We start from the raw sequence: 11,608 nt of genomic DNA on the forward strand, positions 1-11,608 counted from the left end.
GTCATAACTCACTCGTTTGCTCGTGTTCGATTTGCCCACGGTACAGTCCATGGGCGTTGATATAAGCCAGTACCGCATCGGGCACCAGAAAGCGCACCGACCGACCGCTCGCCAGCAACGAGCGGATCTGCGTGGCAGACACCGCCAGCGGCGTCTGCCAGATGAAAGAAATCTGTCCCGCCGGCCCTTCGAGCGCCAGCGGGTCGGCGATGTTGCGCGCCGCCAGCAGGTCACGCAGCGGCTCGCTCGCCTCGCTGTCGGCATCCGGGCGCTGCAACACCAAGATGTGGCAGTGGCACAGCAGCTCGTCCCAGCGGTGCCAGGTTGGCAAACCGCAGAAGGCATCCCAACCCAGGATCAGAAACAGCTGATCATCCACCGCCAGTTCGGCACGCAGCGACTCCAGGGTGTCGATGCTGTAGGACGGTTTGTCGCGCCTCAGCTCACGATCATCCACCCGCAGCGGCACCAGCCCCGCCACGGCCTGCTCGACCATCGCCAGGCGGTCCTGCGCGCCGACCTGCGGGGTTTCACGGTGCGGCGGCCGCGCACTGGGGATCAGCCGCAGCTCGTCCAACGCCATGAACTCGGCCACCTCCAGCGCGCCGCGCAGATGACCGATATGCACCGGATCGAAAGTACCGCCCAACAGCCCGATGCGTTTGCGGCTTGCCATCAGGTGCGCACGTGACCGTCGCCGAATACCACGTATTTCTCGCTGGTCAGCCCCAACAGACCGACCGGGCCACGGGCGTGCAGCTTGTCGGTGGAAATGCCGATCTCCGCGCCCAGGCCGTACTCGAAACCATCGGCGAAACGCGTCGAGGCGTTGACCATCACCGAGCTGGAATCCACTTCGGTGAGGAAACGCCTGGCGTCGCTGAAATTTTCGGTGACGATCGCGTCGGTGTGCTGCGAACCGTAGGTATTGATGTGTTCGATGGCAGCGTCCAGCGCATCGACCACACGGATCGCCAGGATCGGCGCATTGTACTCGGCGTACCAGTCGTCTTCGCTGGCCTCCAGCACATCGCCGCCCAGCAGCGAGCGGGTCTGCGCGTCACCACGCAGCTCGACGCCCTTGTCACGGTAGATGGCAGCCAGCGCAGGTAGCAGTCGCGCGGCGATATCGGCATGCACCAGCAGGGTTTCCATGGTGTTGCACGGCGAATAGCGCTGGGTCTTGGAGTTGTCGCAAATACGGATGGCCTTATCGAGGTCAGCGGCGCTATCCACATACACGTGGCAGACACCATCCAGGTGCTTGATCACCGGCACCTTGGCTTCGCGGCTGACACGCTCGATCAGGCCCTTGCCGCCACGCGGCACGATCACGTCGACGAACTCGGGCAAGGTGATCAGCGCGCCAACGGCGGCCCGGTCGGTGGTTTCCACGACCTGCACCGCGCTGGCGGGCAAGCCGGCCGCTGCCAGGCCGGCCTGGATGCAGCGGGCGATGGCCTGGTTGGAATGGATGGCCTCGGAGCCGCCTCGCAGGATGGTGGCGTTGCCGGACTTCAGGCACAGGCTGGCCGCATCGATGGTCACGTTGGGCCGCGACTCGTAGATGATGCCGATCACGCCGAGCGGCACGCGCATCTTGCCGACCTGGATGCCGGACGGCAGGTAACGCATGCCCTGAATCTCGCCGATGGGATCGGGCAGCGTGGCAACCTGACGCAGGCCTTCGATCATGCTGTCGATGACCTTGGGGGTCAGCGCCAGGCGGTCGAGCATGGCCGGCTCCAGACCGTTGCCACGGCCAGCGGCCAGATCCAGTTGATTGGCGGCGACCAGCTCGACGCGGGAGGCGTCGAGCGCGTCGGCAGCGGCCTGCAGGGCGTGGTTCTTCTGCGCGGTGCTGGCCCGCGCGAGCACGCGCGATGCCTGGCGGGCGGCGCGACCCAGACGGGTCATGTAGTCAAGCACGGACTCGGTCATGGCAACTCAGGTCTGGCAGTTGGAAAAAGTTGCTGATTATAGCGGTCATGCCGCCCCGCGCACAGCGGCGCCTGGCAGATGGTTGTTTCCAGCTGCAAGCGGCGCATCGAAACGGTTCTCGCTCGCGGTTTTTTTGACTGCCTCGGTGACGGGGCTTGTTGCTACTATCCCCCGCACCAGCCCCATCGGCCATGACGCACACCGCGAAGGAACCGCATTTCGGGTGGATGGGTCGAAGGCTGCGATTTCTCATTGATAAGGTGTCCACCCCATGGGCCAATGGCTCGATAGTCTGACGACCTGGCTCGCGGCCAACCCGCAGTGGCTGGGCCTGGCGATCTTCCTCATCGCTTGCGTCGAGTGCCTGGCCATCGCCGGCATCATCGTTCCCGGTACCGTGCTGCTGTTCGCCGTTGGCGTGATGGCCGGCAACGGTGCCCTGAGCCTGTGGGAGACCCTGATACTGGCGTATCTCGGCGGCCTGCTTGGCGATGCCATTTCCTACGCACTGGGCCGCTACTTCCACCAGGACATCCGCCGCCTGCCGGGCTTGCGAAGCCATCCGCAATGGCTCGATGGCGCGCAAACCTACTTCGAGCGCTATGGCGTCGCCAGCCTGCTGCTCGGTCGCTACATCGGCCCACTGCGGCCGATGCTGCCCATGGTCGCCGGCATGCTGAGCATGCCGGTCGGCCGTTTCGCTGCCGTCAGCATGCTCGCCGCTGCGGGCTGGGCGGTCGCCTACCTGGTTCCGGGATGGGCCGCCGGTGCCGCCCTGCGCCTGCCTCTGCCCGAGGGCTTCTGGCCTCAGGCCGCGGTGGTCGCCGCAGGCCTGGCGCTATTGCTGGTACTGACCATCCAGAGCAGCCTGCGCGAACAGCGCCAGGCGAGTCTGATCGCCGCGGGCCTGGGCAGCATTCTGCTGATTGCCCTGTTCATCGGCTGGCCCCATCTGATCCAACTGGATCAGGGCCTGATGACCTTGATCCAGGAAGAACGCAACCCGCGCTTCGACTACGTAGCGGTAGCGATCACTCACTTCGGCGATTTCGACGTTCAGTTGGCGGTCGCAGCCCTGCTCTGCGTGTTGTTGCTGGTCGCCCGCAAGTGGCAGGCACTGCTGTTCGCAGGTGGCGCCATGCTCAGCACCGCCCTGGCCAACGGCGCACTCAAGGGGCTGTTCGAGCGGGCACGACCCGACGTGCTGCTCGAACCCCTGCACACCTACAGCTTTCCCAGCGGGCACAGCTCGGCGGCCTTCGCCTTCTTCCTCGCCACCGCAGTACTCGCCGGCCGCGGGCAACCCGCTCGCCTGCGCCTGACCTGGATACTGCTCGCCTGCCTGCCGGCACTCAGCATCGCCTTGTCGCGGGTCTATCTGGGCGTCCACTGGCCGAGCGATATCATCGCCGGCGCCTTGCTGGCCAGCAGCCTGTGCGCATTGAGCCTGACGCTGATGCAGCGCTTCGCCTCGCTGCCTCCATTGCCCGCGAGGGTCTGGTGGATGATCGTGCCGAGCTGTGCGCTGCTGCTCACCAGCATGGCGCTGTGGCGGATGTCGGCAGGGGTGGAGATCTACCGTTATTGAACGGAGCCGTCGCCCTGTAGCTGCTCGACCAGGTCCTGGAGCATATCCAGGCGCTGTGCGGCATCTGGCTGGGCCAGCAAGGCGACCTTCTGTTCGGCACCGAACGGCAGCAGATAGCCGAGCTTGTCGGCCAGTTCCGCCTGGCTGCCGGCAGTACCGCCCATGCTCAGGCTGGCGACCATCGGGTGTTCGGCCAGGGCACCGAGCAACGCCAGCAGGTCGGCATGCTCCTCATCCAGTGGCCGCTCCGGTTCCTCTTCGAGCCACTCGACCTGAGCCACCGTCAGCTTGTCGGGCAGCACTTGCGCCTGGCTGACGCGGAACCGTCGGCCACCCTGCACACGGATGCCCAGCAGGCCATTGGGACGTTGCTGAAAATCACGGATCAGCGCCTCGCAGCCCATCTGGGCAATGCGTTCGGCGGCTTCGCCCACTTGGGCACCCTCGACGATGCACACCACGCCAAACCCCTCGCCCTGCTTCATGCAGCGGCTGACCATGTCCAGGTAACGCGCTTCGAATATCTGCAAATCCAGCATGCAGCCGGGAAACAGGACGGTGTGCAACGGGAATAGAGGTAGGGTCATGGGGGCTCTCAATTCAGGAAGACGATGGCCAATGGCAGCAGGATGGCCGTGAACACGCCCATCAGGCTCATGGCCAGGGCCGCGAAGGCACCGCACTCCTCGCTCTCCTGCATGGCCCGCGAGGTGCCGACCGCGTGGGCGGTCATGCCCAGGGCCATGCCCAGTGCGGCGTGGTGACGAACACCGCACCAGCGCAGCAGCGATGGCCCGATGATCGCACCCAACACGCCGGTGATCATCACGAACACCGCCGCCAGGGCCGCCAGCCCGCCGATCTGGCTGGCCACCAGCATGGCGATTGGCGAGGTCACCGACTTGGGCGCCATGCTCATCAGCATGCTGTGTTCGGCGCCCAGCATCCAGGCCAGGGCGACACCCAGCACGGTGGCGACCACCCCGGCGACCAGCAGCGTGAGCACGGTGGGCCAGAACACCTGCCGGATCCGCCGCAGATTGAGGTACAGCGGCACGGCCAGCGCCACGGTGGCCGGACCGAGGAAAATGGTCAGCGCCTCGGCACCACCCTTGTACTCCGTGAAGGTCAGCCCGCAGAGCAGCAGAATGGCGATGACCAGTATGGTCGACACCAGTACTGGCTGCAGGAATACCCAGCGGGTCTTCTCATAGGCAGCGACAGCCAGTTGATAGGCGCCCAGGGTGATGCCGGCAGCGAACAGCGGATGATGGGTGACGGCCAGCCAGGCAGCATGCCAGTGAAGCATCATCCCTCCTCCCGGCGGCGCGCCTGGCGCTCGATCAGTTTCTGCATCATCCAGCCGGCGAACAGCAGGGACAGGATCAACGACAACACCAGCGCACCGATCACTGCCCAGAAGTCCTCGACAATGGCCTGCGCATAGGCCATCACGCCGACAGCGGGCGGTACCAGCAGCAGCGGCAGGTACTTGAGCAGGCTGCTGGCAGCCTGCTGGATCGGCTCGTCGACCTGACCACGGCAGAGCAGAAACACCAGCAACAGCAGCATGCCGAGAATCGGCCCTGGCAGCATCGGCAGGAACAACGCATTGATCGCCGTACCGAACAGTTGGCACAGCACCAGCCAGAACAGGCCACGAAGCAGCATGGAAACTCCCCTCAGACACTGGGCAGGCATCCCGAGCGAGGAAGCGCCACCTTGAAAAGTCGATCATTATAGGCCGGTAACTGCAGCGGCTTAACAGGGGCCGCCGGCACGCTCCGGGTGCCTGGGCGTGGGCGGATGCTTTACGGCATACTGGCCGCATCGCTCATCGACCCGGACGTCCCCGCATGCTTCGCCTCGCGCCCCTGGTTCTGCTTCTTTCACTCGCCGCCTGCAGCCAGAGCACGCCCCTGCTACCGCCCGACGCCATTCTGCCGGACGGCTCGCACTATCAGGGCCAGGTGATCGACGGGCTGCTGCAGGGCAAGGGCCGCCTGGATTATCCCGACGGCAGCTGGTTCGTGGGTCACTTCCTCGACGGTTTGCGCCAGGGGCCCGGCGAGTGGCACGGCGCCAATGGCGAGCGCTATGTGGGCGAATTCGCCGCAGGCGCCTTCGCAGGCCAGGGCACGCTGACTCGGGCCGACGGCAGTCGCTACGCCGGCGGCTTCGCCAAGGGCCGCTTCAGTGGCGAGGGTACCCTCGAGGAAACCGGACAGACCTATCGCGGGCAGTTCCTCGACGGTCGTTTCCACGGCCTGGGCAGCCTGGAGCAGGAGGACGGCAGCCGTTTTCAGGGACAGTTCGTGAAGGGGCAGCCCAATGGCCAGGGCGTGCGCCAGGACGAACTCGGCAACCAGCTCTCCGGCCTGTTCGTGGGCGGCCAGCTGAAGGGCGACGGTAACTACCAGGGCAGTGACGGCGACAGCTACGACGGCGAATTGCGCGACAGCCTGTTTCACGGCAAGGGCCGCTATCAGAGCGCTGCCGGCGATGTCTGGAGCGGCACCTTCGTCGCCGGCGCACTCGACGGCAAGGGCCAGTACAGCGGCAGTGACGGCAGCCGTTATCAGGGGCATTTCAGGGCATGGCGCTATCAGGGCGAAGGGCACTTGCAACAGGCCGACGGCAGCCGTTTCGATGGGCACTTCGCCAATGGTCGCTTCCACGGCGAAGGCACCCTGACCCTCGCTGACGGCAGCCGCCAGCAGGGTACCTGGCAACGCGGCCTGCGCGTGCGTGACGAGAACGGCCAGGCCTTGCCGGACCCGCTGGAGATCGGCCTGCTGAAACAGGGCGAGCTGCTCGACCAGGCCATCGCCGCACTGCCGGCGTCCACCCCGCGCAGAGAACTCTATGCCCTGACACTGGCCGGCGACGGCAAGCAGAGCGTTTTCCTGCGCGAGGCCGACTACGTCGCCGACCTGCTTGCCGGGCGATTTTCCGCCTATGGTCGCATCACCCTGGCCAACCACCGCGACCACCTGGCCGACCGCCCCCTGGCGACCCGCGAGAACCTGCGCCGTGCGGTACGGGCCATCGCCGAACGCAGCGGGCCGGAAGACCTGGTGTTCATCTACCTGACCAGTCATGGCTCGCGCGGCCACGAGCTGAACCTCGATCAACCACGCCTGCAACTGGCCGACCTGCCCGCCGACGAGCTGGCGACACTGTTGCGACCGCTGGCCGACCGCCACAAGGTGGTGGTGATTTCCGCCTGCTACTCCGGGGGCTTCATACCCGCCCTGAAGGACGACAACACCCTGCTGATGACCGCCGCACGCGCCGACCGGGTGTCGTTCGGCTGCTCCGAAGAGGCCGATTTCACCTATTTCGGCCGAGCGCTGTTCGCCGAAGCGCTGCAGCATACGGACGACCTGCGACGTGCGTTCGACCTGGCCAGTACGGCCGTGGCAGAGCGTGAAAAGGCCGATGGCTTCGAACCGTCCGAGCCGCAGATATGGGCTCCGCCTGCGGTGCTGCAGCATTGGAACAGCCTGCGGCGGCAGCAGCACGCAGCGGCCTTGAACGATAGACCCGCGGCGCCCCTCTAAATCAGGGTGCGTGCAGCGCAGGCGGGCATTGTCCGCACAGAGCCAACACCGAACAGCAGTCGAGGACCGACCATGTACCTGACACCTCAGCACATCCTTCTGGCAGGCGCTTCGGGCATGACCGGCGAGCACCTGCTCGACCGCCTGCTTAACGAGCCCACCGTCGAGCGCGTGCTGGCGCCGAGTCGCAAGCCGCTGGCCGAACACCCTCACCTGGAAAATCCACTCGGCGAACTGCTCGATCTGCTGCCCACTCTGGATGGCCCGGTGAACACCGCGTTCTGCTGCCTGGGCAGTACCCTCAAGCAGGCCGGTTCGCAGGACGCCTTCCGCGCGGTCGATCACCAGATGGTGGTGGCCTTCGGCAAGCGCGCTCAGGAACTCGGGGCGCGGCATCTGCTGGTGGTCAGCGCGATTGGCGCAGATCCGCACTCGTCGGTGTTCTACAAGCGCATCAAGGGCGAGACCGAAGAGGCACTCAAGGCCCAGGGCTGGCCGCAATTGACCTTGGCCCGCCCCTCCCTGCTGCTCGGCCCGCGCAACGAATTCCGTCTCGGCGAACGCCTGGCGGCCCCGTTCATGCGCTGGTTGCCGGGCAAGCACCGCGCCATCGAGGTCACAGCCCTGGCGCGCGCGTTGTGGCGCCTGGCTCTCGAGGAAGATAAAGGCGTACGGGTGGTCGAGTCGGACGAACTGCAGCGCCTCGGCCGCTGAAGACGGGGCAGCCGACGCGCAGGTGCGTCGAAGAGCAACTCTGCAAAGGCACGCGCAGGCCGGGTCGCCCTTGCTAAGCTGTGGGCCCTGACACTTTCCGGAGCTTCGTCATGTCCTCCAAGACCGCCTTGATCATCGGTGCCTCGCGCGGCATCGGCCTGGGCCTGGTACGCCAGTTGCACGCCGATGGCTGGCAGGTGACCGCCACGGTACGCGACCCCGTCCGCGCCAACGACCTGCAGGCGCTGCCGGGCGTGCACATCGAGTCACTGGATATCGATGATGCGGTAGCGTTGCGACAACTGGTGCAACGGCTGAGCGGGCAGGTGTTCGACCTGCTGTTCGTCAATGCCGGCGTTCTCGGCCCCGGCCACCAATCGGTGGCTGCCGCCACGGCGCAGGAGCTGGGCCAGTTGTTCCTGACCAACGTGGTGGCGCCGATTCGCCTGGCCGAGCAGCTGGTGGGGCAGTTGCGGCCACAGACCGGCGTGCTGGCCTTCATGAGCTCGGGGCTGGGCAGCGTGGCCAACCCGGAAGGCAACAACCTGGCGCTGTACAAGGCCAGCAAGGCAGCCCTCAACTCGCTGACCAACAGCTTCGTCTGCGCATTGCCTGAGCCGCGCCCGACGGTGCTGTCGCTGCACCCGGGCTGGGTGAAGACGGACATGGGCGGCGATGGCGCCATGGTCGAAGTGGCCGACAGCTGCCGCGGCCTGATCGAACAGGTCGAGCGTCACGCCGGGCGCGGTGGTCATCACTTCGTCGACTATCAGGGCCAGAAGATCGCCTGGTAAGGGGCTGCCCGACGCCTGAGATTCAGGCTGATGCTCGATGGACTAGCACCCATCCTATGAATTGGATGCCAATCCAGTGGGAGCGGGCATGGGTTGAGCGTCCCCGCCCGTTCCAGCATGTTGCGATGTGCAGTCGTAGGACGGGGAGTAACTGCGGACCGCAGGATGGGCGACAGCCGATCAATACCGCAGCATAGACGCCAGCCTGGCGCCTCCCTAAAGCCCCAACATCGCCAGCATGATGAAGGTGGCGAACAGCACGAAATGAGTCATGCCCTCGATGGCGTTGGTTTCACCATCGTTGAGGTTGATCGCACAAACGATCAGGGTGATGAACACCATCACCGTCTGCACCGGGCTCATGGCCATCTGGAACGGCTGGCCGCTGTACAACGCCATGGCCTCCATCACCGGCACGGTGAGAATCACCGTGGACAGCGATGCGCCGAGGGCGATGTTGACCACCGATTGCATGCGGTTGGCCAACGCCGCCCGCAGAGCGGTGAGGATTTCCGGTGCCGCGGAGATCCCCGCCACCACGATGGCGGTCAGCACCGGTGGCGCACCGGTACCCTCCAGGCCGACATCCAGCGCCAGGGACATCACCTCGGCGAGCACGCCGATGACGATCACCCCGAACACCAGCACGCCGATCGACCAGGCTACGTTGACCTGGGTCTCGTCGGCGCCGTGCCCATCGCCACCGCGGTGCTTCTTCTCCGGGTAGCTGTAGCTGAAGAAGTAGCTGTGCGGGCCTACCTGCATGCGCAGGAACACCGCGTAGAGCACCAGCATGGCGCCGATGGTGAACATCGAGTACGCCTTCCAGTCCGACTCGGGAATGAACTCGGGCACCACCATGGAAATGCCCATGGCGGTGAGGATCATCACGCTGTAGCTGCGTGCGGAGTCGTCGTTGTAGGGCTGCTCGCCGTGCTTGATGCCGCCCATCAGCGCGGCCAGGCCAAGGATGCCGTTGATATCGAGCATGACTGCCGAATAGATGGTGTCGCGCACCAGGGTCGGCGACGCCTGATTGCTCATCATGATCGCAAGGATGATCACTTCGACCAGCACCGCCGACAGGGTGAGGATCATGGTGCCGTAGGGGTCGCCGACCCGCTCGGCCAGTTGCTCGGCATGGTGAGCGACGCGCAATGAGGCGCAGACAATGGCGGCGATCAGCGCCACGGCGCCAGCCAGGGCAATGGCCTGGCCATGGCCGAGCAAGGCGTGCTCCAGCGGCAACGCGATCAGAGCCGCGAGCACGGCCAGCAGCAGCCAGTATTCCTGCTTGATGGCATTCAACATGAGCGATTCCTTTCAGTGAGGAGCAGAGCGATCCTGCTCCGACTGCAACATCCTGTAAATGATTCAACCCATGTACCGCTCGGAGGTCTCGATACCGCAAGGACGGGCCCATGGAGTTAAACTTCGCGGCCACGTTTGATGAATGAGATTTTCCCCCATGTACGACTGGCTCAACGCCCTGCCCAAGGCCGAACTGCACCTGCACCTGGAAGGCTCCCTGGAGCCCGAGCTGCTGTTCGCCCTGGCCGAGCGCAACCGCATCGCCCTGCCCTGGAACGATGTCGAGGCGCTACGCGCGGCTTACGCCTTCAACAACCTGCAGGAATTTCTGGATCTGTACTACCGCGGTGCCGACGTGCTGCGCACCGAGCAGGATTTCTACGACCTGACCTGGGCCTACCTGCTCAAGTGCAAGGCACAGAACGTGGTGCACACCGAGCCGTTCTTCGACCCGCAGACGCACACCGACCGCGGCATTCCCTTCGAAGTGGTGCTGCGCGGCATCAAGCAGGCGCTGGTCGATGGCGAGAAGCAACTGGGCATCAGCCATGGTCTGATCCTCGCTTTCCTGCGCCACTTGCCTGAAGAGCAGGCCTTCCAGACCCTGGAGCAGGCCATGCCGTTTCGCGATGCCTTCATCGGCGTCGGCCTGGACAGTTCGGAGAACGGTTTCCCGCCGCGGCTGTTCGAGCGGGTGTTCGCCAAGGCCCGCAGTGAAGGCTTGCACGCGGTGGCCCACGCCGGCGAGGAAGGCCCGCCCGAGTACATCTGGGAAGCGCTGGACCTGCTCAAGATCGAACGCATCGACCACGGCGTGCGCGCCAGCGAAGACGAGCGCCTGATGCAGCGCATCATCGACGAGCAGATCCCGCTGACCGTCTGCCCGCTGTCCAACACCAAACTCTGCGTGTTCGAGCACATGGGCCAGCACAACATCCTCGACATGCTCGAGCGTGGCGTGAAGGTCACGGTCAATTCCGACGACCCGGCCTACTTCGGCGGCTACGTCACCGAAAACTTCGCCGCCCTGCACGAGGGCCTGGGCATGAGCGAAGAGCAGGCCAAGCGCCTGGCGCAGAACAGCCTGGATGCCAGGCTGGTGTGAAACGCCGGTAGCCCGGCGTTGAGCGCAGCGATACCCGGGAAGATCCCAACCTGGGTATCGCTACGCTCAACCGCAGGCTACGGATAGCCGCCAACAACCAATTAATGGCCCTTGTGGTCATGCCCGCCTTCGGCGGCCGGCTCGTCCTTCTGCACCGCCACCTCGACCTGCACCTGGCCGGCCTTCTCGAAGGTCAGGGTCAGCGGAAAACGCTCCCCGCTCTTCGCCTGCTGCTTCAGGTCGAACAGCATCACGTGATACCCCATGGGCGCGAATTTGACTTCGCCGCCGGCGGGAATGACCACGTTCTGAACCTGCTGCATCTTCATCATGCCGCCCACGTGGGCATGCTCGTGAATCTCCGCCTTGCCAGCTACCGGCGTCTCCACCGCCAGCAGACGATCATCCTGAGCGCCCTTGTTGTGCACCACGAAATAGGCGGCGGCGGTCGGCGCCACCGGCGGCATTTCCCGCGACCAGGGATGATCGATATGCAACTCGCCGGCGTCATACCCGTGGGCGCTGGCGAGCAGGCTGGTGGCCAGCAGCGCGGTGGCTAGAACGATTTTCTTCAGTGACATGACAACTCTCC

13 protein-coding genes are annotated in these 11,608 nt (G+C 65.2%); 6 read left to right on the forward strand and 7 right to left on the reverse strand.

All coding sequences use genetic code 11. The features are described 5' to 3' along the window. Window position 1: 1 nt before the first annotated feature. Both nadD and BLR94_RS08960 read right to left on the reverse strand, forming a co-directional pair. The gene (gene nadD / locus BLR94_RS08955) at window positions 2–676 is read right to left on the reverse strand and encodes a nicotinate-nucleotide adenylyltransferase (RefSeq protein ID WP_084304405.1); all 675 of its coding nucleotides are present in this window, start codon (window positions 674–676) and stop codon (window positions 2–4) included. Next, complete coding sequence (locus BLR94_RS08960) at window positions 676–1,941, reverse strand: glutamate-5-semialdehyde dehydrogenase (protein WP_084304406.1); 1,266 nt, start codon at window positions 1,939–1,941, stop codon at window positions 676–678. The genes nadD and BLR94_RS08960 overlap by 1 nt, the downstream gene beginning before the upstream one ends. Between BLR94_RS08960 and BLR94_RS27105 the strand changes: the two genes are divergently transcribed. Further along, entirely contained in the window at window positions 1,940–2,197 is a 258-nt protein-coding gene (locus tag BLR94_RS27105) for a hypothetical protein (protein WP_139207425.1), read from the forward strand. The genes BLR94_RS08960 and BLR94_RS27105 overlap by 2 nt on opposite strands. A gap of 15 nt (window positions 2,198–2,212) precedes the next feature. Beyond that, window positions 2,213–3,529, forward strand: coding sequence for a bifunctional DedA family/phosphatase PAP2 family protein (locus tag BLR94_RS08965; protein ID WP_084304407.1), 1,317 nt, complete (start codon window positions 2,213–2,215; stop codon window positions 3,527–3,529). Here the strand turns inward: BLR94_RS08965 and BLR94_RS08970 are convergent. Genes BLR94_RS08970 through BLR94_RS08980 form a run of 3 tightly spaced genes read right to left on the reverse strand, consistent with a single transcriptional unit; the run spans window position 3,523 to window position 5,200 of the window. Continuing rightward, complete coding sequence (locus BLR94_RS08970) at window positions 3,523–4,116, reverse strand: LON peptidase substrate-binding domain-containing protein (protein WP_084304408.1); 594 nt, start codon at window positions 4,114–4,116, stop codon at window positions 3,523–3,525. The two genes, BLR94_RS08965 and BLR94_RS08970, sit on opposite strands and share 7 nt — an antisense overlap. An 8-nt stretch (window positions 4,117–4,124) precedes the next feature. Further along, the gene (locus BLR94_RS08975) at window positions 4,125–4,838 is read right to left on the reverse strand and encodes an LrgB family protein (protein ID WP_090423678.1); all 714 of its coding nucleotides are present in this window, start codon (window positions 4,836–4,838) and stop codon (window positions 4,125–4,127) included. Next, on the reverse strand, window positions 4,838–5,200 hold the full coding sequence (locus BLR94_RS08980; RefSeq protein WP_084304410.1) for a CidA/LrgA family protein: 363 nt from the start codon (window positions 5,198–5,200) through the stop codon (window positions 4,838–4,840). The genes BLR94_RS08975 and BLR94_RS08980 overlap by 1 nt, the downstream gene beginning before the upstream one ends. A 185-nt stretch (window positions 5,201–5,385) precedes the next feature. On the opposite strand from BLR94_RS08980, the gene BLR94_RS08985 reads away from it, so the two are divergent. From BLR94_RS08985 to BLR94_RS08995, 3 genes are all read left to right on the forward strand, one after another. Further along, window positions 5,386–7,092, forward strand: coding sequence for a C13 family peptidase (locus BLR94_RS08985; RefSeq protein WP_084304411.1), 1,707 nt, complete (start codon window positions 5,386–5,388; stop codon window positions 7,090–7,092). A 72-nt stretch (window positions 7,093–7,164) separates the two neighbouring features. After that, the gene (locus BLR94_RS08990; RefSeq protein ID WP_084304412.1) at window positions 7,165–7,806 is read left to right on the forward strand and encodes a Rossmann-fold NAD(P)-binding domain-containing protein; all 642 of its coding nucleotides are present in this window, start codon (window positions 7,165–7,167) and stop codon (window positions 7,804–7,806) included. A gap of 110 nt (window positions 7,807–7,916) precedes the next feature. Then, window positions 7,917–8,600, forward strand: coding sequence for an SDR family oxidoreductase (locus BLR94_RS08995; protein WP_084304413.1), 684 nt, complete (start codon window positions 7,917–7,919; stop codon window positions 8,598–8,600). Window positions 8,601–8,816: 216 nt separating this feature from the next. Here the strand turns inward: BLR94_RS08995 and BLR94_RS09000 are convergent, their stop codons facing one another. Continuing rightward, a complete protein-coding gene (locus BLR94_RS09000) occupies window positions 8,817–9,911 on the reverse strand; it encodes a calcium:cation antiporter (protein ID WP_084304414.1) in 1,095 nt (364 codons plus the stop codon). A 157-nt stretch (window positions 9,912–10,068) separates the two neighbouring features. Between BLR94_RS09000 and BLR94_RS09005 the strand changes: the two genes are divergently transcribed. Next, window positions 10,069–11,016, forward strand: coding sequence for an adenosine deaminase (locus BLR94_RS09005; protein WP_084304415.1), 948 nt, complete (start codon window positions 10,069–10,071; stop codon window positions 11,014–11,016). 101 nt (window positions 11,017–11,117) lie between these two features. Here BLR94_RS09005 and BLR94_RS09010 read toward each other — a convergent pair whose 3' ends face one another. After that, window positions 11,118–11,597, reverse strand: a complete 480-nt coding sequence (locus tag BLR94_RS09010) for a copper chaperone PCu(A)C (RefSeq protein ID WP_084304416.1) — start codon at window positions 11,595–11,597, stop codon at window positions 11,118–11,120. Between the last annotated feature and the right edge of the window lie 11 nt (window positions 11,598–11,608).

The sequence above is a fragment of the Phytopseudomonas flavescens genome, assembly GCF_900100535.1.
Taxonomy (GTDB): Bacteria; Pseudomonadota; Gammaproteobacteria; order Pseudomonadales; family Pseudomonadaceae; genus Aquipseudomonas; species Aquipseudomonas flavescens.